Here is a 20,884-nt window from a genome sequence, read left to right as displayed (position 1 = left end):
CCTCATCCTGAGCTTGTCGAAGGACGAGGACCATGCAGGGCGCTGGACGGCGACAAGCCCTTAGTCCAGCCGCTCCAGCAGCTGGTCCAGGTTGCCGAGGAACGACTTCCAGCCGGCGTGGGCGCCGCCATAGGCCTGTTTCTGGTCGGGGTGGAAACCGGCCTGCTCGACGCGCAGGTGCGTGCCCGTGGCGGTCGGGGTCAGGGTGAAGGTCACCACGCTCTGCAGATTGTAGGCCGCGTCCTCGTGCGCGAAATCCCAGGTGTAGGACAGGGTCTTGTGGGGCTCGACGGCCAGGACCTTGCAGTCCAGCACCCCGCCCCACTCGCCGCGCAGGTTGAAGCTGTGGCCCACCTGGGGCTTGAAGTCGTTCTTCATCAGCCATTCCTCCATCAGGTGCGGCTGGGTCAGCGCCCGCCAGAGCTTTTCCGGGGGATGAGCGATCTCTCGCTCGACGACGACGGTGCGGGTCTGCGTCGCGGTGCTGGTCATTGGTCCATCCTATTGAGCAGGTCTTCGAGATTGTCGAACCGGGTCTCCCAGAACCCGGCCATGCGGCTTGTCCAGTCGACCAACGGGGCCAGGGCGTTCAGCTGGGCGCTGTAGTGCGTCTGGCGGCCTTCATGACGGTCGCTGACCAGGCCGGCCTGCTTCAGCACCCCCAGGTGCTTGGAGACCGCCGGCTGCGAGACCCCGGCCAGGGCCGTCAGGGCCCCCACCGTCTGCTCGCCGTCGCGGCACAGCCGCTCGAAGATCCCCCGCCGGGTGGGATCGGCGAGCGTCCTGAAAAGCAAGTCGTGGGCGTTGGTCATGAGAACCGATAACTCGTTGGCTATGGATTACTCATAACTGGTGAGTTATGGGTTCGTCAAGCGGGAGGTTCGCGGCCATACGCAAATCCGCTCATCCCGGCGAATGCCGGGACCCAGATCCGTTAGCGGTGTGGATGATTGGACAGGCTCTGAGCGCCGGGAACCCACCTCCCCGCCATGCCATCCGGGTCCCGGCATTCGCCGGGATGAGCGGCGCCTCTACGGGGATGGAACGCGTTCAATCCCCGCGATCATGCACCATGAATGGTATGAATTTCAGAGACTTACGAGATTTTCAGCGTCACATCCGCCGCCGTATTCAAACCGCCTGCATACTCATCCTCGCCCTGTCGTAGGGGAGGACGTCCGGCCGGCGACCTCGACGTGCGGCGGGGGCGGTCGAGCGGGAAGCGTCCGCCGGCCGGCGTCGAAGGGCCCCTCGGGTCGGTCGGCGGAGCGTGGGGGTCCTGGATGGGGCCTCGGGCGGTCCGGACCGGACGGCGGGAACACCCCCTCGGGGTCGAACGGCGAAGCGCACCAGGCGCGGGCTGAAATCGCCCGCGCGGTCCAGGACGAAGCCAACGTCCTGCCCGCCGGGGGCCTCCATCGGAGCGGGTTAAAAATCCGCGACCCGAAGGCTCTCGTCCACCGGCCGCGCGGAGCGCCCGTGACGTGTCGAAACGGTACTCTCCAAAATTCTACACCGGGCGCGCCCCGGACGCTCCGCCGCCTCCCCAAGCCTGTCGGCTTTCACCGACGGGGACATGCACTTGTGCGTGTCCCCAAGCCTGCCCGTGCGCCCGTTGGGGACACGCCCAAGGGCATGTCCCCGGCTTCACGTCCGAGCGTAATACGCCTCGACCAGCTGTCGATGCGGCGGCAGATGCTTCAGCGCTTCCCGCGCCGCCTCGGCCACCTTGGCGAAGCTCTGGCGGGCGAGCGCGGCCTCGCCGTAGCGCCCCTTGATCGGCGCAAAGTCCGTGGCTGCGTTCATGCCGTAGAGGATGTACTGGTAGCTGGAGGGCAGGAAGGTCTCCAGGTCGACCAGGAAGTCGAACCGCGACACCGGCCGGTGCTTCCACTGGGCCAGCAGGTCGCGCAGCGCCTGCGGCCAGGTCGCCGGATCGGCGTTGTCGCGCCAGTAGGGCTCGTCGCGCTTGGTCAGGCCGTAGTGCAGCTTGAGGAACGAGACGATCCGCTCGAAGCGGCCCGCCATGGCGGCGTTGAACGTTCGGGCGGCGGCGTCGCGGGCCGCCCGGTCGCCCAGCGGAAAGACCTCGGCGCCCCCAGCACCACCGGGTTCTCGCAGTTGGGCGGGGTCAGGATCACCCCGTCCGGCTGCAGCGACGACAGCACCGCGGTGATCTGTTTCTCCAGTTGGTCCGACTCGCGGTCGACCAGCTCGAACATCAGGTGGTAGCCCGACTGCTCGCAGCGCAGCATGGCGCCGTACAGCATCTGGTCGATCCACTCGTTGCCGCGCTCGCTGCGCCAGCTGTCCAGCGTCAGGCGACGGTCGTTGAAGGCCACCAGCAGGTAGGAGCGCGAGCCGGCCATGGTCCGCGCCGCCTTGCTGGGGCTGTAGCCCAGCTTCTCGACGGCCGCGAGCACGCGGGCCTTCAGGTCCGGCGTGACATTGGGCTCGTCATTGAGCACCCGCGACACCGTCTTGACCGACACGCGCGCCTTTTCGGCGACATGGATGATCGTGGCCGGCCGCTTCGCCATTCAGAATCCGTTTCCCCCAGGGTTCGAACGACCGTAACCGGGGCGAAACGCCCTGTCTGCCCCCGCGCCGCTTGACGTCCATGGGAGCGGTATCATTTAAGACCCCAGCAACGCACACGACACGAGGGATCGCGCCATGACCATCACCGGTGAACTTCTGATCGACGGCGGCGCCCGCCCCGGAACCGGCGGCGCGATCCACGCGGTCGACCCCAGCACCGGCGCGACCCTGGACGTCACCTTCGGCGGCGCGACCAAGGCCGACCTCGACGAAGCCTGCGCCCTGGCGGCCGCCGCCTTCGGCCCCTATCGCGCCACCTCGCCCGAGCAGCGGGCCGTGTTCCTGGAAACCGTCGCGGCCAAGATCGAGGCGATCGGCGACGACCTGATCGTCCGCGCCATGGCCGAGACCGGCCTGCCCCGTGCCCGCCTCGAAGGCGAGCGCGGCCGCACCATGGGCCAGCTGAAGATGTTCGCCGGCGTGCTGCGCGACGGCGGCTGGCTGGAGGCCCGGATCGACCCGGCCCAGCCGGACCGCAAGCCGCTGCCGCGTCCGGACCTGCGCCTGCGCAACGTGCCGCTGGGCCCGGTGGCGGTGTTCGGCGCCAGCAACTTCCCGCTGGCGTTCTCGGTGGCCGGCGGCGACACCGCCTCGGCCCTGGCGGCCGGCTGCCCGGTGGTGGTCAAGGCCCACCCGGCGCACCCGGGCACGTCGGAACTGGTCGGCCGCGCCGTCCAGGACGCCGTCAAGGCCTGCGGCCTGCCGTCGGGCGTCTTCGCCCTGCTGCACGACGCCGGCATCGAAATCTCGCAAGGCCTGGTCGCCGACGCCCGCATCAAGGCGGCCGGCTTCACCGGTTCGCGCCGCGCCGGCCTGGCCCTGACGGCCATCGCCCAGGGCCGTCCCGAGCCGATCCCGTTCTACGCCGAGATGAGCAGCATCAACCCGGTCCTGCTCCTGCCCAACGCCCTGAAGGCGCGCGGCCCGGCCATCGCCCCGGAGTTCGTCGCCGCCCTGACCCAAGGCGCCGGCCAGTTCTGCACCAATCCCGGCCTGATCCTCGGCATCGACGGCCCCGAGCTTGACGCCTTCCTGGCGGCCACCGCCGAGGTGATCGCCGAGGCCCCGGCCGGCCAGATGCTGACCCCCGGCATCTGCAAGGCCTATACGGGCGGCGTGAAGGCCCTGGCCGAGACCTCGGGCGTCACCGAGGTGGCGCACGGCCTGGACGGCGGCCACGGCCAGGGCCGCGCGACCCTGTTCTCGGTCGACGCCGAAACCTTCCTGGCCACGCCGCACCTGCAGGACGAGGTGTTCGGCGCCGCCTCGCTGGTGGTCCGCGCCCACGACCTGGCCCAGCTGACCCAGGTGCTCGCCGCCCTGGAAGGCCAACTGACCATCGCCGTGCACATGGACGAGGCCGACACGGACCTGGCCCGCGCCCTGCTGCCGACCCTGGAACTGAAGGCCGGCCGGGTGCTGATCAACGGCTTCGGCACCGGCGTCGAGGTCGGCCACGCCATGGTCCATGGCGGCCCGTTCCCGTCGACCTCCGACAGCCGCTCGACCTCGGTCGGCTCGCTGGCGATCTTCCGCTTCCTGCGGCCGGTTTCGTACCAGAACCTGCCGGCGGCCCTGCTGCCCGCGGAACTGCAGGACACCAACCCGCTGGGCATCGCCCGGCGGGTGGATGGCAAGGTCGTGCTGGCCTAAGCCGCGCATTGGCTGGGGACAGGCGCATGCGCCTGTCCCCAATCGTTTCTCGACCTAAACCGCCCCGTACCCCCCGCCCCCCGGCGTCTCGATGACGATCGCGTCGCCCGCCGCGACCTCCACGGCGTCGGTCGCGCCCAGCGCCTGCGTCGAGCCGTCCGCCCGCTCGACCCGCGCCGCGCCCAGCGCGCCTGGACCACCACCGGCCAGCCCGAACGGCGCCACCCGTCGGCGGTTGGACAGCAGGGTCGCCGTCATCGGTTCGCGGAAGCCGATCCTGCGCACCACCCCGTCGCCGCCGCGATGCGCGCCCGCGCCGCCCGAGCCGCGCCGGATCGAGAAGGCCTCGACCAGCACCGGATAGCGGCTCTCCAGCACTTCCGGGTCGGTCAGGCGGCTGTTGGTCATATGGGTCTGGACCGCGTCGGCGCCGTCGAAGCCCGGCCCGGCGCCGGCCCCGCCGCAGATGGTCTCGTAATATTGCCGCCGGTCGTCGCCGAAGGTGAAGTTGTTCATCGTTCCCTGCGCCGCCGCCATCACGCCCAGCGCGCCATAGAGGGCGTCGACCACCACTTGGCTGGTCTCGACATTACCGGCCACCACCGCCGCCGGATAGCGGGGCCGCAGCATCGAGCCTTCCGGAATGACCAGCTCGACCGGCCGCAGGCAGCCATCGTTCATCGGGATCTCGTCATCGACCAGGGTGCGGAACACATAGAGCGCCGCCGCCCGGCAGATCGAGGCCGGGGCGTTGAAATTGGTCGGGACCTGGGCGCTGGTTCCCGTGAAATCGACCTTCGCCGTGCGGGCGGCGCGATCGACGGTGATCGCCACCTTCACCACCGACCCGTCGTCCAGTTCATAGGCGAAGGCGCCGTCCGACAGCGTGGCCAGCACCCGCCGCACGGCTTCCTCGGCGTTGTCCTGCACATGGGCCATATAGGCCTCGACCACCGCCTGGCCGAACTCGGCGACCAGGCCCGTCAGGCTCTCGGCGCCGCGCGCGCAGGCCGCCACCTGGGCCTTGAGGTCGCCGATGTTCTGGTCGGGATTGCGGGCCGGCCATTTGCCGGAGGCCAGCAGGGCCCGCACCTCGGCCTCGCGGAACCGCCCGCCCTCGACCAGCAGGAAGTTCTCGATCAGCACCCCCTCCTCCTCGACGGTGCGACTGCCGGGCGGCATTGAGCCCGGGGTGATCCCGCCGATATCGCCCTGGTGGCCGCGGGCGGCGACATAGAAGGCCAGGGTGCCGGCCACGTCGAACACCGGCATGACCACCGTCACGTCCGGCAGATGGGTGCCGCCGTTATAGGGCGCGTTGAGCATGTAGACGTCGCCGGGAAGCAGGCCGCGGCCGTCGTGCAGACGCCCGTCGCGGATCGCCCGGACGCTGTCGCCCATCGAGCCCAGGTGCACGGGCATGTGCGGAGCGTTGGCGATCAGGTTCCCGTCGCGGTCGAACAGGGCGCAAGAGAAGTCCAGCCGCTCCTTGATATTGACCGAATAGGCGGTGTTCTGCAGGGCGAAGCCCATCTCCTCGGCCACGGCCATGAACAGGTTGTTGAACACCTCCAGCATCACCGGGTCGGCCTTGGTCCCGGCCGCCTGGCGCGGGGCCAGGGCGGCGACGCGGTCGATGATCAGGTTCAGGTGGCGGTCGACCGTCGCCCGCCAACCGGGCTCGATCACCGTGGTGCCGGTGTCCTCGCGGACGATGGCGGGACCCGCCACCTCGCCGCCGATCGGCAGGGCGGCGCGGTCAAACACCGGCGTGGCGTGCTCGGCGCCGGCCATGCGGACGGTGAGGATCGCCAGCGGCTCCGGCTTGGAGTCCGCGCCAAGACCTAGGTCCGGCGGGTCACCAGCGTCCGAATAGCCGATGGCTTCAATAACCAGGGCCTCGACCACCAAGGGCGTGGCCGGCGAAATGAAGCCGAAGCGGCGCTGGTGCAATTCTTCGAATATGGTGCGAACGGATGGGCTATCGCTCATCGGAACCAGCAGCGGCGTATCCGTGCCGGCATATTTTACACGTAGGCTGGACACGATAGTGCCGGAGGCGATCGGCACGGCTTGGTCTTTGAGCGCCGCCCAGGCCTTACGGCCCAGAGCCTGGGCGCGACCGCCAAGATCATCCTCACCATCCAGCGGATTCTCGATGGTCTCCTCACGCTCGATCAGTGGCCTTTCGACGGTCTCTTCACGCAAGACGCGCAGGTCAGCCAAGCCCATGCCGTAGGCGCTGAGCACCCCGGCGAACGGATGGATCATCACCTCGCCCATGCCCAGGGCGTCGGCCACCAGGCAGGCGTGCTGGCCGCCCGCCCCGCCGAAGCAGGCCAGGACGTAGCGGGTGACGTCGTAGCCGCGCTGGATCGAGATCTGCCGCACGGCCTTGGCCATGTTCTCCACGGCGATGGTGACGAAGCCCTCGGCGACCTCGACCGGCGTCATGGCCTTGCCGGTGGCCGCCAGGATCTCGGCCGCCAGCGCCTCGAACTTCGCCGCGACCACGTCGCGGTCCAGCGGCTGGTCGGCGTTCGGTCCGAACACCGCCGGGAAGAAGTCCGGCGACAGCTTGCCCAGCATGACGTTGCAGTCGGTCACGGTCAGCGGGCCGCCGCGCCGGTAGCAGGCCGGGCCGGGATTGGCCCCAGCCGAGGCCGGGCCGACCCGGAACCGCGCGCCGTCGAACGCGCAGATCGAACCGCCGCCGGCCGCCACGGTGTGGATGTTCATCATCGGCGCGCGCATCCGCACGCCCGCCACCACCGTCTCGTAGGCGCGCTCGTACTCGCCCGCGAAATGGCAGACGTCGGTCGAGGTGCCGCCCATGTCGAAGCCGATCACCCGCTCGAAGCCGGCCTGGGCCGCCGTCTTGGCCATGCCGACTACCCCGCCGGCCGGACCGGACAGGATCGCGTCCTTGCCCCGAAAGGCGTGGGCGTCGGTCAGGCCGCCGTTGCTCTGCATGAACAGCAGGCGCGTCTCGCGCCCCAGGGCGTCAGCCACCTTGTCTACGTAGCGCCGCAGGATCGGCGACAGATAGGCGTCGACCACCGTGGTGTCGCCGCGCCCGACCAGCTTCATCAGCGGGCTGACTTCGTGGCTGATCGACACCTGGGTGAAGCCGACCTCACGGGCGATCGCCGCAACCCTCGCCTCGTGGTCGGTGAACCGGAAGCCGTGCAGCAGCACGATCGCCACGGCCCGGAAACCGGCGTCGAAGGCAGCCTGAAACCCCGCGCGGGCTCCTGCCTCGTCGAGCGGCCGCAGCACCGCGCCCTCGACGCTGATCCGCTCGTCGATCTCGACCACGCGGGTGTACAGCGCCTCGGGCTTGACGATCTGGCGGTCGAACAGCTTGGGCCGCGCCTGATAGCCGATGCGCAGGGCGTCGGCGTGGCCCCGGGTGATCGCCAGGACCGTGGGCTCGCCCGCCCGCTCGAGCAGGGCGTTGGTGGCCACGGTGGTGCCCATCTTGACCGCGTCGATGGCGCCGTCGCCGTCCAGCAGCGCCCGCACGCCGGCCACGGCCGCGTCGTCATACTGCTCGGGATTTTCCGACAGCAGCTTGTGGGTCAGCAGGGCGCCGTCCGGCCGCCGCGCGACGATGTCGGTGAAGGTGCCGCCGCGGTCGATCCAGAACTCCCAGCCGCGGTCGGTCATCAAGGTCCCCTTTTGTCGGAACCCTTTTGGCGCTGGGGATGGTCGGTATCAAGGGCTCTGGCCGCCCGCACGATCGGGGACAGGCGCATGCGCCTGTCCCCAGCCCGCTCAGCGCATCGCCTCGACGCCCGCCCAGATCCCAAGACCCAGGAAGATCAGCGCCGCGCCCAGGCGGACGTACTTCAGCGGCACGATCCTGGTCGCGGCCTCGCCCAGGTACACCGCGGGAATGTTGGCGGCCATCATGCCCAGGGTGGTGCCGGCCGCCACCCAGAACACGTCATGGAAGCGCGCGCCCAGAGCGACCGTGGCGATCTGGGTCTTGTCGCCCATCTCGACCAGAAAGAAGGCGATGGTGGTGGTCAGGAACACCCCATAGCGGCCCGCCCCGCCAGGCATGTCGTCGTCGGCCTTGTCGGGGATCAGGGCCCAGGCCGCCATGGCGATGAACGAGACGGCGATGGCCCACTTGAACCACGCTCCGTCGAACAGGTCCGAGACCAGCGATCCGGCCAGGGCCGCCAGGGCGTGGTTGGCCAGGGTGGCGACCAGTATGCCCAGGATGATCGGCACGGGCTTCTTGAAGCGGGTGGCCAGGATGATGGCCAGCAGCTGGGTCTTGTCGCCGATCTCGGCGATGGCGACCACGAAAGCCGAAACGAGCAGGGATTCCATGGATCTAAAAACACCGTCCGGGCCGAGCGCACGCCAATAGCATCGGAGACCCCGCCCAGCCCGGAACGGAAACCGACGCCATTGGTCTCGCCGCGGAAGCCGGTGGCTTCCTTCACCCGCGCCATGTCTCGAAAGACAAGTGTGTTGACGACGGGCCCCGCTGATCGGCGCGGGCGGCTACTCCCCAAAGGTGGCGGGTTGTTAGCGGCCCGGGCGGGTGGGGTCAAGTCGCGGCTGGGGACAGGCGCATGCGCCTGTCCCCGTCCTCTCATACCGCCGCCGGCGGATCGAACCGCATGGCGTGGATCGACACCCGCACCTTGCCGCCGGTGAAGGCCCCGCCCGCCGCCGTGATCACCACCGGCGTGTCGGCGTAATAGGCCGTCGGGCCGATCACCCCGATGTTGCTGGCGTTCTTGGCGACGCCCAGCGACGAACCGAACTTGCCCGCCTCGCCGGCCACGCCGCAGCTGTAGGCGGTCGCCCCGGTAACCGCGACGCTGGTGCGGGTCGAGACGCCCAGCACGATGGCGCGGGCCGGAATCATCACGGTCGTTGCCACCGACGCGCCCGACAAGGTCAGCTCCTGCTCGAGAATCTCGAAGCGGGTGGCGGCCAGGAAGGGCGAGCGGGCGGCGGTCAAGGTCTTGAAGGTCGAGGACAGCGGGGTCCAGGTCTCGCCGTCGTGGATCAGGGCCAGGCTCTCGTCGACGATCCAGGCCAGCCACCCGGCCTTGGGCGTCAGGGCTTCCCAGACGCCGTCGACATAGTGGGCCAGCAGGCCGGCGGCCTTGTCGAACCACGCGGCGCCGGTCGCGCCGGTCGGCAGGATGTGCATCGCGCCGTCGGCGGGCGAAGCCGGCTGGGCGGCGATCGTGCGGCTCTGGACCGCCAACTGGACCAGGCCGTCCAGCCTGCCGAGGGCCTCGTTGACGGTGATGTGCTTCTGGGCTTGGCCGGCCGCCACGAAGGGCAGCGACAGGCGGGGCGTCGTGTCGTTGGACATGGGAACTCCTGGAGGGTTTCGACGCCTCCAGTGTCGCCCCGGCGGGAGTCCCGGAGGACAAACGCCTGTCGATCCCCCTGCCCGTCCCCGCCTACTGGGCCGCGAAAGCCAGGCGGGCGCCCGAAGTCAGGACGGTTTTGGCCGCTAGCTCCGCCTTGGCGTCCTCGTACTGCTCCGCGAACTTGGCGACCAGCTCGCCGGCCGACAGCACTGCGTCGATGGCCCCGACGCCCTGGCCCGAGCCCCAGATGTCGCGCCAGGCCTTGGCCTCCTGGTTGCCGCCCGAGCCGAAGTTCATGGCCGACGGATCGCTGACCGGCAGGTTCTCCGGGTCCAGCCCCGCCCGGACGATCGACTGGCGCAGATAGTTGCCGTGCACGCCGGTGAACAGGTTCGAATAGACGATGTCGTTGGCCCGGGCCTCGACGATGGTGTCCTTGTAGCCCTGGGGCGCGTTGGCTTCCTTGGTCGCGATGAAGGCCGAGCCGACATAGGCCAGGTCCGCGCCCATGGCCTGGGCGGCCAGGATCGAGCGGCCCGAGGCGATCGAGCCCGACAGCGCCACCGGCCCGTCGAACCACTGGCGGATCTCCTGGATCAGGGCGAACGGCGACAGGGTTCCGGCATGGCCGCCGGCTCCGGCCGCCACCGGGATAAGGCCGTCCGCGCCCTTCTCGATGGCCTTGTGGGCGTGCTTGTCGTTGATCACGTCGTGCAGGGTGATCCCGCCGTAGCTGTGGATCGCGGCGTTCAGATCCTCGCGCGCGCCCAGCGAGGTGATCACCACCGGGACCTTGTACTTCACGCAGAGCTCGACATCCTCCTGGAGCCGGTTGTTGCTCTTGTGGACGATCTGGTTCACCGCGAACGGGGCCGAGGGCGCGTCCGGATTGGCCCGGTCGTGGGCCGCCAGTTCCTCGGTGATCCGGGCCAGCCACTCGTCCAGCTGCGAGATCGGCCTGGCGTTCAGGGCCGGGAACGAACCGACGACGCCCGCCTTGCACTGGGCGATGACCAGGTCCGGATTGCTGATGATGAACAGCGGAGACGCGATGACGGGCAGGCGCAGGCGGTCGCGCAAGATCGGCGGCAAGGCCATTGGGAACGTCTCCTTTGCGGCGGCCGCTCCGGGCCGCTCATGTAAACAGCGTTAGCTTAAACGCTCGTTCGCACCCCGCGCAAGCGCTTGACCTACGCTACGACAGAGGCGCATCTCCTGGTCAAAACAAGAAAATGCTGCGGTGCAGGAGACAGACGTCGTGAATCACCCGCCCATCCCGCTGGCCGAGGATTTTGGCGCCCCGGATCGCGCGAAATGGATGGCCCTGGTCGAAAAGACGCTGAAGGGCCAGGCGTTCGACGAGGCGCTGATCACTCCGACGCCGGACGGCATCGCCATCCGGCCGCTCTACACGGCGCAGGACGGCGTGATGGTGGCGCGCGACCTGCGGGCCCGTGACGCCGAGCGTCCCTGGGACCTGCGCATGCGCGCCGCCCATCCCGATCCCCGCCAGGCCGCCGCCGAGATCATGAAGGACCTGGAGAACGGCGCGGCCTCGGTGCTGCTGGCCCTCGATCCGGCCGGCTTGAACGGCGTCGCGGCGGGCTCGACGCAGGACCTGGCCCAGGCGCTGAACGGCGTGCTGCTGGACCTGGCTCCCGTCGCCCTGGACGCCGGCTTCCTGGGCCCCAAGGCCGCTGACTGGCTGGGAACCCTGGCCAAGGCCGCGCCCAACGCGCCGCTGGCCTTCCATATGGATCCGCTGACCGCCTTCGCCCAGGCCGGCGCCAGTCCGGGGCCGATCGAGGGACACCTGGTTTCGGCGGCCACGGTCGGGGCCCGACTGGCCCAGACCTACGCCAAGGCCGGGCTGATGCTGGCCACCGGGCGCGCGGTGCATGAGGCCGGCGGCTCAAACACCGAGGAGCTGGCGGTGATGGCCGCCTGCGCCCTGGCCTACGCCAAGGCCCTGGTCCGCGCCGGCCTGTCGATGCAAGAGGCCTTCTCGCGCATCGTCCTGGGCGTCAGCCTGGACGCGGAATATTTCACCGGCGTGGCCAAGGTCCGAGCAGTCCGAGCGCTGTGGGCGCGGATCACCGACGCCTGCGGCGTGTCGGTCCCGGCCGTGATCGAGGTTCGCTCGTCGCAGCGGATGCTGACCCGGGCCGACGCCTGGACCAACCTGCTGCGCCTGACCAGCGCCGGGTTCGCCGGCGCGGTCGGGGGGGCGGACGTCGTCCAGCTGGGGGCGTTCAGCGACGCGCTCGGCCTGCCCACCGCCTTCGGCCGCCGCCAGGCCCGCAACACCCAGTTGGTGCTGATGGAGGAAAGCCACCTGGGCCGCGTCGCCGACCCGGCCGGCGGCTCCTGGTACCTCGACAGCCTGACCGACCAGCTGGCCCGCGCCGCCTGGGTCGGCTTCCAGGCCATCGAGGCGGCCGGCGGCGTGATCGCGGCGCTGGAGAGCGGCCTGATCGCCGACATCGTCGGCGCCACCCGCGCGGCGCAGGAGGCCGCCTTCGCCGACAAAAGCCGCAAGATCCTGGGCGTCACGGCCTTTCCCAACGCCGACGACAAGCCGGTGGAGGTCGCGACGCCCAACCCCGCCGACTTCGCGGTCGACGCCCCCAGCGTCCGCCTGCCCGGTCCGGACTCCCGGTGTCCGCCCCTGTCCCCGATCCGCTTTTCCGCCGCTTTCGAGGGAGCCCAGGCATGAGCAAGTTCCCCGACTTCAAGGACGTCGCCTACCAGGCCGGCGCGACCGCCGCCGCCCCCGAGGGCGTGGTCTGGGCCACCCCCGAAGGGATCGAGGTGCCGCCGGCCTTCACCGAGGCCGACGTCGCGGGCCTGGACTTCACCGGCGGCTATCCCGGCGTCGCGCCCTATCTGCGCGGCCCCTATCCGACCATGTACGTGACCAATCCGTGGACTGTGCGGCAGTATGCGGGCTTCTCGACCGCCGAGGACAGCAACGCCTTCTACCGACGCAACCTCGCCGCCGGCCAAATGGGCCTGTCGGTGGCCTTCGACCTGGCCACCCACCGCGGCTATGACAGCGACCATGAGCGGGTGAAGGGCGATGTCGGCATGGCGGGCGTCGCCATCGACTCGATCCTCGACATGCGCACCCTGTTTTCCGGCATCCCGCTCGACAAGATGAGCGTGTCGATGACCATGAACGGCGCGGTGCTGCCGATCCTGGCGCTCTATATTGTCGCGGCCGAGGAACAGGGCGTCGGGCCCGAAAAGCTGTCGGGGACCATCCAGAACGACATCCTCAAGGAGTTCATGGTCCGCAACACCTACATCTATCCGCCCGGCCCCTCGATGCGGATCATCTCCGACATCTTCGCCTTCACCTCGGAGAAGATGCCGAAGTTCAACTCGATCTCGATCAGCGGCTACCACATGCAGGAAGCCGGGGCGACGGCCGACCTGGAGCTGGCCTACACCCTGGCCGACGGGGTCGAATACGCCCGGGCCGGCGTCGCGGCGGGCATGAGCATCGACGCCTTCGCCCCGCGCTTGTCGTTCTTTTGGGCGATCGGCATGAACTACTTCATGGAAGTCGCGAAACTTCGAGCTGCTCGTTTACTGTGGGCGCGGCTGATGAAGCGCGAGTTCGCGCCCAAGGACGACCGCTCGCTGTCCCTGCGCACCCACAGCCAGACCTCGGGCTGGTCGCTGGCCGCCCAGGACGTGTTCAACAACGTCGCCCGCACCTGCGTCGAGGCGATGGCGGCGGTCAACGGCCAGACCCAGAGCCTGCACACCAACGCGCTGGACGAGGCCCTGGCGCTGCCGACCGACTTCTCGGCCCGCATCGCCCGCAACACCCAGCTGTTCCTGCAGATGGAAAGCGGCGCGACCCGCGTCGCCGACCCCTGGGGCGGCAGCTACTATGTCGAGCGCCTGACCCACGACCTGGCGGTCAAGGCCCTGGCCCATATCGAGGAGGTCGAGGCGGCCGGCGGCATGGCCAAGGCCATCGAGCAGGGCATTCCCAAGCTGCGCATCGAGGAAGCCGCCGCCAAGACCCAGGCCCGCATCGACGCCAATCGCCAGAGCGTGGTCGGGGTCAACCGCTACAAGCCGGAGGTCGCCGACGTCATCCCGATGCTGAAGGTCGACAACAGCTCGGTCCGCACCCAGCAGTTGGAGAAGCTGGCCCGCCTGAAGGCCGAGCGCGATCCGGCCAGGACGGCGGCGGCGCTGAAGGCGCTGGAGGACGGGGCGCGGGGGACCGGCAACCTGCTGGCCCTGGCGGTCGACGCCGCCCGCGCCAAGGCCACGGTCGGCGAGATCAGCCTGGCCATGGAGAACGTCTTCGGCCGCCACCGCGCCAGCATCCAGGCGATCCAGGGCGTCTATGGCGCCGAGGCCGGCGCCGATCCCAAGGCCGCCCGGGCACGGGCCATGGTCGCCGCCTTCCAGGAGGCCCACGGCGGTCCACCCCGCATCCTGGTGGCCAAGATGGGCCAGGACGGCCACGACCGCGGCCAGAAGGTGATCGCCAGCGCCTTTTCCGACCTCGGCTTCGACGTCGACATCGGCCCGCTGTTCCAGACCCCGGCCGAGGCCGCCAAGCTGGCGGTCGACAACGCCGTCCACATTGTCGGGGCCAGCTCGCTGGCGGCCGGCCACCTGACCCTGGCCCCGGAACTCAAGGCCGAGTTGGCCAGGCAGGGCCGCCCGGACATCATGATGGTGGTCGGCGGGGTGATCCCGCCGCAGGACTTCCAGGCCCTGATCGACGCCGGCGCCGCGGCGATCTTCCCGCCCGGCACGGTGGTGGCCGAGGCGGTGATCGAGCTGCTGGACAAGCTGAATAAGCAGTTGGGCTACACGCAAGGCGAAACGGTCTAGGGTTGGCTTGGCCGCCGTAGCGTCAGCCGCGCTCGACTTGAATCAGGACCGCGCCTTCTTCACCCGGCGCTTCTTGCGGGTCTTCGGGTCGATCTCTTCGGGCAGGCCGTGTCTAGCCTCGACGTCCTTCTGCAAGGCCTTGGCCGCCACCAGGTGGCCGGGGAACAGGGTGTCGACGGCCCAGCCCAGCACCGGCACGGTGTCGGACAGGTTGTCGGCGGCCAGATAGGCGGCCATCCGCGCCAGGGTGGGCCCCGACGCCTTGGCCTGCACGGCGTGGAACAACAACAGGCCGCCCGCGCCCAGGCCGTAGGCCAGGCCCGCCCACGGCACCCAAGCCAGGACCCCGTCCAGTCCCAGGCCGAACGGCCCAATGCCGATCAGCCGGTCGGAGAGCCGCTTGATGGTCTCGGCGTGCCGCCAGGCCTGGTGCGCCTTCTGGCGCTGGCTGGCGGGGCCTTCGTCGACGACATAGCCCTCGACGGTTTCGCTGCGCTCGGTCATGTCAGGTCAACGCCCCGCCGCGGACTTGGTTGTCGCCCGGCGAACGGACCTGGCGCCTTCCTGGCGTTCCAGGGCGTGGCTAAAGGATCGCCAGCCGCTTGGCCTGGGCGATCCAGGCGTCCCGTTCGGCGCGGCCCCGCAGGTTCAGCTTGGCGTCGAAGTCAGCCAGGTCGTCGGCGCCCCAGCCGGCGATCTGCTCGAAGCGCGTCACGCCCAGGTCGGCCAGCGACGCCGCCAGCTTGGGACCGATCCCGACCAGCAGGGTCAGGTCGTCGGCCGCCGACTTGGCCGCCTCGGCGACCGGCTCGACGGCGGCTTCCAGGGCTTCCTGAGCCTCGGCCGTCACGGTCTTGGCGGTGTCGAGCGCGTCCTCGGCGACCGTGTCGGCGGCGATGGCCGCGTCAATGGGCGCTAGCACGAGCGCCTCGGTGACGGGGTCGATCGGGGCCTTGATGGCCGGCTCGGGCGCCAGCGTGGCGGGTTCAGGCGCGGGCGCGGCTCCGGTCAGGGTCGGCGCCAGGAACGCCTCGAGATTGACCGCCTCGCGCCAGCGGGCCGACCACCACCACCAGGTGGCCCCCGCCATGGCCGCGCCGCCGAACATCAGCCACAGCGGCGAGGCCGCGCCGGCCATCAGGTTCGGACCCTTTTCAGGATCGATCTTGGGGATTTCGGGAAGGAACGACAGGGTCATGGCCGAGCTCCAACAACCGCTTGTTGCAGCGCAGCATAACACGGTTTTGGCGTTGGCGAGTCGCAAAATCGCAACCTTGGGATCAAATCAGTCCGGTCGCGCCCAGAAGCAGGCCGGCGGCGACCATGGCCCCCACCACCGCCAGGATGGGGGCGCGGACGGCGAACACCAGGCCGCAGGCCAGGACGGTCAGGCCCGCCGCCGGCAGGTTGACGCTGGCCAGGTCCGGCAGCTCGGCCCGCAGCGGTCCCCAGGCGCGGACCGCCCCCACCCGGAACAGCAGATGGATCGTGAACCAGACGGCGAGGTTGGCGATCACCCCGACGGCCGCCGCCGAGACCAGGGCCAGGGCGCGGGCGGGCCGGGGCCGCGACCGCAGCCGGTCGAAGAACGGTCCGCCGGCGAAGATCCACAGGAACGACGGCGCGAAGGTGGTCCAGGCGGCCATCAGCCCGCCGGCCAGGGCTGCGACCCAGGCCCAGTCCGGCGGCGCGTTCTGGTAGGCCCCGACGAAGCCGACGAAGACCAGGACCAGCACCAGCGGCCCCGGCGTCGTCTCGGCCAGGCCCAGGCCGTCCAGCATCTGGCCCGGCGCCAGCCAGCCGAACGCGCCGGCCGCCTGGCCGACATAGGCCAGCGCCGCATAGGCGCCGCCGAAGCTGGCCACGGCCAGGACGCTGAACACCCCGCCCATCCGGGCCAGGGTCGATCCCGGCGCCAGCGCCAGGGCCAGCAGCACCGGCGCCAGCCAGACGGCCAGGCAGACCAGGGCCGTCCGCCAGGGGGTTCGCGCGCCGGCCTCCACGGGTTCGGCCGCGACCACGCCGCCGCCCAGGACCCAGCCCACGGCGCCGGCGGCCAGGATGATCAGCGGAAAGGGCAGGGTGGTGAAGGTCAGGGCGGCGAAGGCCAGGCCCGCGGCCCACCATCCGGCCACGCCCCGGATCGCCCGGCCGCCCATGCGGAGCAGGGCCTGCAGCACCAGGGCGACCACCGCCGCCTTTAGTCCCAGCAAGGCCGGTCCCGCCCAGGCCGCATGGCCGTGGACGACGTACAGCGCCGACAGGCCCAGCATCACCAGCAGGCCCGGCAAGACGAACAGCAGGCCAGCCGCGACCCCGCCGCGCACGCCGTGCAGCCGCCAGCCCAGCCAGGTGGCCAGTTGCTGGGCCTCCGGTCCGGGCAGCAGCATGCAGAAGCTCAGGGCGTGGGCGAACCGTTCCTCGTCGACCCAGCCGCGCCGTTCGACCACCTCGCGATGCAGCAGGGCGATCTGGCCGGCCGGACCGCCGAAGCCCAGGCAGCCGACCTTGAGCCAGACCCAGAACGCTTCCCGAAAGCTGGGCTGGCCGGTCGTCACGCGCGCCAGATCCGCGCCTTGGCGCCGGCGTCGCCGAGCGTGTCGGCCAGCCAGGTCGTGACCTCGGCGATCACGCCTTCCGCGGATTTCGGCGCCCCGACCACGACCATCGCACAACCGTTCATCTTCATCGGATCCGTCAGCGGCCGCAGGCGCAGTTCCGCAGCTAGCGCATCGTTCGTGACGGTTTCCATCGCCCGCATGAAGGCGTCGAAGGTTTCCAGGTCCTTCAACGGCATCCAGGCGGCGATCACCGCGTCCTTGTCCCGGGCCAGCACCGCCTTTGTCGTGGCGACGATCTGGGCGTAGTCGTCGCTGCGCTCGAACGGCGGGTCGATCAGCACGAAGGTCCGCCCTCCCCGTCCCGCCCGCGCGACGGCCGTGGCGTAGCCGTCGTCCTTGACGGCCTGGGCCAGGGCGTACGGCGCCAAGGTGCGGCGCAGGCTGTCGAAATCGTCGGGCCGCAGTTCGCAGGCGGTGTAGCGGTCGGTCTTGCGCAGGGCCCGCGCGATCAGCAGCGGCGAGCCGGGATAGAGCGATCCCGCGCCGCCGCCGTTCAACGCCTTCACCGCCGCGACCAGGGGCGCGAACACGGTCGGGACCTCATCCATCGCCAGCAGTCGCCCGACGCCCGCCACCGCCTCGCCCGAGCGCTGGGCCATGTCGCCGCCCAGGTCGTAGGCCCCGGCCCCGGCATGGGTGTCGATCACCGACAGCGGCGTCTTGCCTCCGGTCAGCGCCTTCAGCAGGGCCAGCACGATCGCATGCTTCTGCAGGTCGGCGAAGTTTCCGGCGTGAAAGGCGTGTCGGTAGTTCATGTCTGGCGCGTCGCTCCCGGAACCGGCGCTCCGTCTATCACGTTGGCGCAGATTAGGCTGGGAGCGTTCGGTGACGCGGTATTTTTCCAAGGGCGACAAGGTCAGCTTGACCTGGGGCGCGCGCACCGCCCGGGGCGAAAAAGTCGTCCGTGTCCGGAAGTCGGGCTCGGATCCGCGCGGAGACCGATGACCGTGGCCCGCGACACGCACGAGACCCTTCCCGCCGAACGCATCCCGCTGGCTTATGTCAACGACCAGGAGCGGGGCATCCGCCGCCTGCGCCGCGGCGAGGGCTTCGCCTATGTCGACGAGGACGGCCGGCCCGTGAAGGACGAGGCGACCCTGGATCGGATCAAGGCCCTGGCCATACCGCCGGCCTGGACCAGCGTCTGGATCTGCCCCGATCCCAATGGTCACATCCAGGCGGTCGGCCGCGACCAGAAGGGCCGCAAGCAGTATCGCTACCATCCCGATTGGCGGGCCGATCGCGACGCGCGCAAGTACGACCGCATGGCCGCCTTCGGCCGCGCCCTGCCCCGGCTGCGCCGGCGCGTGGCCGCCGACCTGGCCCGCCGGGGTCTGCCGCGCGAGAAGATGCTGGCCGCCGTGGTCAGCCTGCTGGAGCTGACCCTGATCCGGGTCGGCAACGACGAATACGCCAAGACCAACAAGAGCTTCGGCCTCACCACCCTGCAGAAGCGCCACCTGAAGCTGGCCGGCGGCTGGGCAGTGTTCGAGTTCAAGGGCAAGAGCGGCAAGATGCACAGGACGGGCTTTCGCGACCGTCGCCTGGCCCGGATCGTCGCGGCCTGCCAGGAGCTGCGCGGCCAGCGATTGTTCCAGTACATCGACGAGGACGGCCAGCGCCACGCGGTCGAGAGCAGCGACGTCAACGACTACATCCGCGCGGCCTGCGGCGACGACTTCTCGGCCAAGGACTTCCGCACCTGGTACGGCTCGCTGGCGGCGCTGGAGGCCCTCAGCCTGAGTCCACCGCCCACGACCCAGGCCGAGGCCAAGCGCACGCTCAACATCTGCGTCAAGGCCGTGGCCGGCCTGCTGGGCAACACGCCCGCCGTCTGCCGCGCGGCCTATATCCATCCCAAGGTGCTGGAAGCCTTCGAGACCAGCCAGCTGCCCCGGCGGCGGGCTTCGTCGCTCAGGGCCAAGGAGCTGGCGCTGCTGAAGCTGGTGGCGGGCTAAGGCGCCTCGGCCAGGCGGGCCGCCTTGCCCAGCAGGTAGTGTTGCTCGGGCAGGCTGGCCGTCAGAGCCGCGGCGGCGCGATAGGCGGCGACCGCCTCGGCCTTGTCGCCCGTCATCTCCAGCAAATGGGCCCGCACGGCCGCCAGCCGGTGATGGCCGGCGAGGCGCTTGTCGCCCTCGAGCACGGCCAGTCGCTCCAGGCCGGCACGCGGTCCCTGCGCCATGGCCAAGGCGACGGTGTGGTTCAGCCGCACCATCGGGTTGTCGGCCATCCGCTCCAGCAGGCCGTACAGCGCCAGGATCTGCGGCCAGTCGGTGTCCTCGGCCCGAGCGGCCTCGTCGTGCACGACGGCGATGGCGGCCTGCAGTTGGTAGGAACCGACCGCGCCGCGCGCCAGGCTCGCCTCGACCAGCGCCACGCCCTCGGCGATCGCCGCCGCATCCCATAGGCCGCGATCCTGCTCGGCCAGCGGGACCAGCTCGCCGTCGGGCCCCGTCCGCGCCGAGCGCCGGGCGTCGGTCAGCAGCATCAGGGCCAGCAGGCCGGCGACCTCGCCGTCGTCCGGCAGCAGGGCCCGGACGGCGCGCGCCAGCCGGATCGCCTCGATCGCCAGGTCGGCGCGTTGCAGCTCGGGCCCGGCGCTGGCCGCGTAGCCCTCGTTGAAGATCAGGTACAGCACGTGCAGCACCGACCGCAGCCGCTCGCCGCGCTCCGTGGCGTCCGGCGCCTCGAACGGCGCGCCCGAGGCCCGGATGCTCTGCTTGGCCCGGCTGATGCGCTGGGCCATCGTCGCCTCGGGCACGAGGAAGGCGCTGGCGATCTCGGCCGTCGTCAGGCCGCCCACGGCGCGCAGGGTCAGGGCGATGGCCGAGGACGAGGTCAGGGCCGGGTGGCAGCACATGAACAGCAGGTTCAGCGTGTCATCGCGCCCGGCCAGGGTGTCCAGGTCTTCGGACGGCGACACCACCTGGACGTCGCCCTCCGTGGCCACTGCCTCGCGCCGCCGCCGGGCGATCTCGCGGCGGACCTGGTCGGTCATCCGTCGCGAGGCGACCTGCACCAGCCAGCCGCCCGGGTTGGCCGGCACGCCGGTCTGCGGCCACTGGCGCGCGGCGGCCAGCAAGGCCTCCTGCACCGCGTCCTCTCCGGCCGCGAAGTCTCGGTAGCGGCGGACCACGGCCGACAGGACCCGCGGCGCCAGTTCGCGCAGCAGGTCCGTCGTCTGGCGGTCCAGCGCCGCCGCTGTCACATTTCCTCGCCGCTGGGCGACATCACCCGCCGCACCTCGACCGGCAGGTTCAGCGGCTTGCCGCCGGGGCCCGGGCCTTCGGACCAGCGCGAGGCGATGTAGTAGGCCCGTTCGGGCGTCTCGACGTCGACGATCACGTAGCCGGCCAGGAACTCCTTGGTCTCGGGGAACGGGCCGTCCGTGACCTCCGGCGCCTCGCCCTGGCGCGCCCGCACGAACCGCGCGTTCTCGGGCGGCAGCAGGCCATGGGTCACGACCATCTCGCCCGAGGTCGTGAACTCTTCGCGGAACTTGCGCAGGTGCTCCATGTGGACCTCGATATCCCGGGCCGGCCAGTTGTTGATCATGTCGGTCCTCCATTCGGCCAGGGCGAACTGCATCATCAGAATGTACTTCATCGTCGGTTCCCATCGGTTTGAGCGCCGTCCTTCGGCGCTTTCGAGGGCAAGTCGGAGCCGTCCGGCCATTCTCGACATGACCCGCGACTTTTTTCGAGTCCGCCGATCCGGCACACGCGCCGTCTCCAGTCTGCGCCAAAGATATTATCGATTGACAGAAAGAAATTTCAGAACGACCTTGGCGTC

18 protein-coding genes are annotated in these 20,884 nt (G+C 70.3%); 4 read left to right on the top strand and 14 right to left on the bottom strand.

Features of this window, described 5'->3' with window-relative positions; translation table 11 throughout:
• Nucleotides 1–60: 60 nt before the first annotated feature.
• From ACSQ2G_RS21580 to ACSQ2G_RS21565, 4 genes are all read right to left on the bottom strand, one after another.
• Complete coding sequence (locus ACSQ2G_RS21580) at nt 61–492, bottom strand: SRPBCC family protein (protein ID WP_028041375.1); 432 nt, start codon at nt 490–492, stop codon at nt 61–63.
• On the bottom strand, nt 489–812 hold the full coding sequence (locus ACSQ2G_RS21575; RefSeq protein WP_436034417.1) for an ArsR/SmtB family transcription factor: 324 nt from the start codon (nt 810–812) through the stop codon (nt 489–491). Before ACSQ2G_RS21575 ends, ACSQ2G_RS21580 begins: the two co-directional genes overlap by 4 nt.
• A gap of 835 nt (nt 813–1,647) precedes the next feature.
• Entirely contained in the window at nt 1,648–2,028 is a 381-nt protein-coding gene (locus ACSQ2G_RS21570) for a tryptophan 7-halogenase (RefSeq protein WP_436034414.1), read from the bottom strand.
• Entirely contained in the window at nt 1,974–2,540 is a 567-nt protein-coding gene (locus ACSQ2G_RS21565; RefSeq protein ID WP_436034412.1) for a LacI family DNA-binding transcriptional regulator, read from the bottom strand. Before ACSQ2G_RS21565 ends, ACSQ2G_RS21570 begins: the two co-directional genes overlap by 55 nt.
• 136 nt (nt 2,541–2,676) lie before the next feature.
• On the opposite strand from ACSQ2G_RS21565, the gene ACSQ2G_RS21560 reads away from it, so the two are divergent.
• Nucleotides 2,677–4,254 carry an aldehyde dehydrogenase (NADP(+)) gene (locus ACSQ2G_RS21560; protein WP_436034410.1) on the top strand — a complete coding sequence of 526 codons (1,578 nt, stop codon included), beginning with the start codon at nt 2,677–2,679 and terminating at the stop codon, nt 4,252–4,254.
• A 54-nt stretch (nt 4,255–4,308) separates the two neighbouring features.
• On the opposite strand, the gene ACSQ2G_RS21555 is transcribed toward ACSQ2G_RS21560, so the two are convergent.
• From ACSQ2G_RS21555 to ACSQ2G_RS21540, 4 genes are all read right to left on the bottom strand, one after another.
• Nucleotides 4,309–7,923: a hydantoinase B/oxoprolinase family protein gene (locus ACSQ2G_RS21555; protein ID WP_436034408.1), complete on the bottom strand. Its 3,615-nt coding sequence runs from the start codon at nt 7,921–7,923 to the stop codon at nt 4,309–4,311.
• Nucleotides 7,924–8,031: 108 nt separating this feature from the next.
• Nucleotides 8,032–8,598, bottom strand: coding sequence for a TMEM165/GDT1 family protein (locus ACSQ2G_RS21550; RefSeq protein WP_436034406.1), 567 nt, complete (start codon nt 8,596–8,598; stop codon nt 8,032–8,034).
• Nucleotides 8,599–8,866: 268 nt separating this feature from the next.
• Nucleotides 8,867–9,604, bottom strand: coding sequence for a DUF2793 domain-containing protein (locus ACSQ2G_RS21545; protein ID WP_436034404.1), 738 nt, complete (start codon nt 9,602–9,604; stop codon nt 8,867–8,869).
• A 91-nt stretch (nt 9,605–9,695) separates the two neighbouring features.
• A complete protein-coding gene (locus ACSQ2G_RS21540; protein ID WP_436034402.1) occupies nt 9,696–10,703 on the bottom strand; it encodes an NAD(P)H-dependent flavin oxidoreductase in 1,008 nt (335 codons plus the stop codon).
• 220 nt (nt 10,704–10,923) lie between these two features.
• On the opposite strand from ACSQ2G_RS21540, the gene ACSQ2G_RS21535 reads away from it, so the two are divergent.
• Both ACSQ2G_RS21535 and scpA read left to right on the top strand, forming a co-directional pair.
• Nucleotides 10,924–12,321 carry a methylmalonyl-CoA mutase family protein gene (locus ACSQ2G_RS21535; RefSeq protein ID WP_436034498.1) on the top strand — a complete coding sequence of 466 codons (1,398 nt, stop codon included), beginning with the start codon at nt 10,924–10,926 and terminating at the stop codon, nt 12,319–12,321.
• Nucleotides 12,318–14,471, top strand: coding sequence for a methylmalonyl-CoA mutase (scpA, locus tag ACSQ2G_RS21530; protein ID WP_436034400.1), 2,154 nt, complete (start codon nt 12,318–12,320; stop codon nt 14,469–14,471). Before ACSQ2G_RS21535 ends, scpA begins: the two co-directional genes overlap by 4 nt.
• A 42-nt stretch (nt 14,472–14,513) precedes the next feature.
• Here the strand turns inward: scpA and ACSQ2G_RS21525 are convergent, their stop codons facing one another.
• The 4 genes from ACSQ2G_RS21525 to rlmJ form a co-directional block, all read right to left on the bottom strand.
• Nucleotides 14,514–14,975 (bottom strand): DUF4112 domain-containing protein, encoded by a 462-nt coding sequence (locus ACSQ2G_RS21525; RefSeq protein ID WP_436034398.1) that lies wholly within the window; start codon nt 14,973–14,975, stop codon nt 14,514–14,516.
• 79 nt (nt 14,976–15,054) lie between these two features.
• The gene (locus tag ACSQ2G_RS21520) at nt 15,055–15,669 is read right to left on the bottom strand and encodes a hypothetical protein (protein WP_436034396.1); all 615 of its coding nucleotides are present in this window, start codon (nt 15,667–15,669) and stop codon (nt 15,055–15,057) included.
• 82 nt (nt 15,670–15,751) lie between these two features.
• Nucleotides 15,752–17,029 (bottom strand): chromate efflux transporter, encoded by a 1,278-nt coding sequence (chrA, locus tag ACSQ2G_RS21515; protein WP_436034394.1) that lies wholly within the window; start codon nt 17,027–17,029, stop codon nt 15,752–15,754.
• Nucleotides 17,026–17,847 carry a 23S rRNA (adenine(2030)-N(6))-methyltransferase RlmJ gene (gene rlmJ / locus ACSQ2G_RS21510; protein ID WP_436034392.1) on the bottom strand — a complete coding sequence of 274 codons (822 nt, stop codon included), beginning with the start codon at nt 17,845–17,847 and terminating at the stop codon, nt 17,026–17,028. Before rlmJ ends, chrA begins: the two co-directional genes overlap by 4 nt.
• Before the next feature lie 186 nt (nt 17,848–18,033).
• Here rlmJ and ACSQ2G_RS21505 point away from each other — a divergent pair, with 186 nt between their 5' ends.
• Nucleotides 18,034–19,050 carry a DNA topoisomerase IB gene (locus ACSQ2G_RS21505; protein ID WP_436034390.1) on the top strand — a complete coding sequence of 339 codons (1,017 nt, stop codon included), beginning with the start codon at nt 18,034–18,036 and terminating at the stop codon, nt 19,048–19,050.
• Here ACSQ2G_RS21505 and ACSQ2G_RS21500 read toward each other — a convergent pair.
• Together ACSQ2G_RS21500 and ACSQ2G_RS21495 are read right to left on the bottom strand one after the other, a co-directional pair.
• Nucleotides 19,047–20,300: an RNA polymerase sigma factor gene (locus ACSQ2G_RS21500; protein WP_436034388.1), complete on the bottom strand. Its 1,254-nt coding sequence runs from the start codon at nt 20,298–20,300 to the stop codon at nt 19,047–19,049. The two genes, ACSQ2G_RS21505 and ACSQ2G_RS21500, sit on opposite strands and share 4 nt — an antisense overlap.
• Nucleotides 20,297–20,698: a YciI family protein gene (locus tag ACSQ2G_RS21495; RefSeq protein ID WP_436034386.1), complete on the bottom strand. Its 402-nt coding sequence runs from the start codon at nt 20,696–20,698 to the stop codon at nt 20,297–20,299. Before ACSQ2G_RS21495 ends, ACSQ2G_RS21500 begins: the two co-directional genes overlap by 4 nt.
• Between the last annotated feature and the right edge of the window lie 186 nt (nt 20,699–20,884).

The organism is Caulobacter sp. LjRoot300, from assembly GCF_964253875.1.
In the GTDB taxonomy this organism is placed as follows: Bacteria; Pseudomonadota; Alphaproteobacteria; order Caulobacterales; family Caulobacteraceae; genus Caulobacter.
Note: the sequence above shows the minus strand (reverse complement) of the source record. Positions and strands in the feature narration are given on the sequence as shown.